Genomic DNA, 1,110 nt, shown 5'->3' on the forward strand with positions numbered 1-1,110 from the left:
GCATTCGTGGCTCGATGCCTACGCCACAGGTTCGGACACAGCGGCCTCGCTGGGGGTGCCCATCCGTGCTCTGCGGATCGGGCTGTTTCTGTTCCAGGGCTTGCTGGTCGGGGTGCTGGTCGCCGTGGCCGGGGGAGTCGGGTTCGTCGGCCTGATCATCCCGCACGCTGCCCGACTGGTTGTCGGTTCCACTCACCGCGCCATGCTCCCGGTGGCCGCTGCGGCGGGCGCACTGTTCCTGGTGTGGGTGGACGTGGTCTCCCGGGTGGTGGCCGCCCCTCAGGAGATGCCGTTGGGCATCGTCACCGGGATCATCGGCGCCCCGATCTTCCTGCTGCTCATGGGGCGTCGTGCCTACACCTTCGGGAACGCCTCATGACCCCGGCGAGCGGGGTGCACCTGGTCGCCGACGATTTGACCTGCGCCAGGGGGAAAAGGGTCATCGTCTCCGGTGTCGACCTGGATGTCCCGGCCGGGTCCCGGCTCGCTCTGGTCGGCCCCAATGGCGCGGGCAAATCGACACTGCTCAGGGTGCTGGCCGGACTGGATGCCCCGGTGTCGGGTTCGGTGACCGTCGACGGGGCCGACGTACACAGGATGCGGTCTCGGCAGCGGGCACGCCTGATCGCTGTTCAAGGCCAGGAGGAAGCTCCCTCGGCTGAGCTCACCCTGGCAGAAGCCGTGGCGCTCGGCCGGACGCCCCACCGCACACCCTGGGCGCTGGGGGAGGAGGGCGAAAAGGACATCGTCCAGCAGGCACTGCAGGCCGTCGGCCTGGCTGGCCGCGGCGAACAGTCCTGCACGCGACTGTCCGGTGGTGAACGCCACCGCGTGGTACTAGCTCGAACACTGGCCCAGCGCACCCCGCTGCTGATGCTTGACGAGCCCACCAATCACCTGGATGCCGCCTGGCGCCTGCGCCTGATGGACGCGCTCGAGGGTCTGCGCTCCACAGTCGTGGCCGCCATCCACGACCTTGACCTGGCCTTGCGCTACTTCGACTCTGTCGCCGTCGTGGACGACGGCCGGATCGTCGCCTACGGACCGCCTCTCCACGTATTCACCGCCGAGCTCCTCGATGAGGTGTTCGGCGTCCACGGCGACATCGTC

At 68.7% G+C, this 1,110-nt stretch carries 2 protein-coding genes; both read left to right on the plus strand.

What is annotated here, in order from left to right; genetic code table 11:
* On the plus strand, positions 1-379 hold a 379-nt coding region (locus HMPREF3086_RS00355), incomplete at its 5' end, for an iron chelate uptake ABC transporter family permease subunit (protein ID WP_141763927.1).
* Positions 376-1,110 (plus strand): ABC transporter ATP-binding protein (locus tag HMPREF3086_RS00360; protein WP_070719674.1); only part of this gene is annotated, 735 nt, incomplete at its 3' end. The genes HMPREF3086_RS00355 and HMPREF3086_RS00360, both read left to right, overlap by 4 nt.

This window comes from Dietzia sp. HMSC21D01, assembly GCF_001815995.1.
Taxonomy (GTDB): Bacteria; Actinomycetota; Actinomycetes; order Mycobacteriales; family Mycobacteriaceae; genus Dietzia; species Dietzia cinnamea.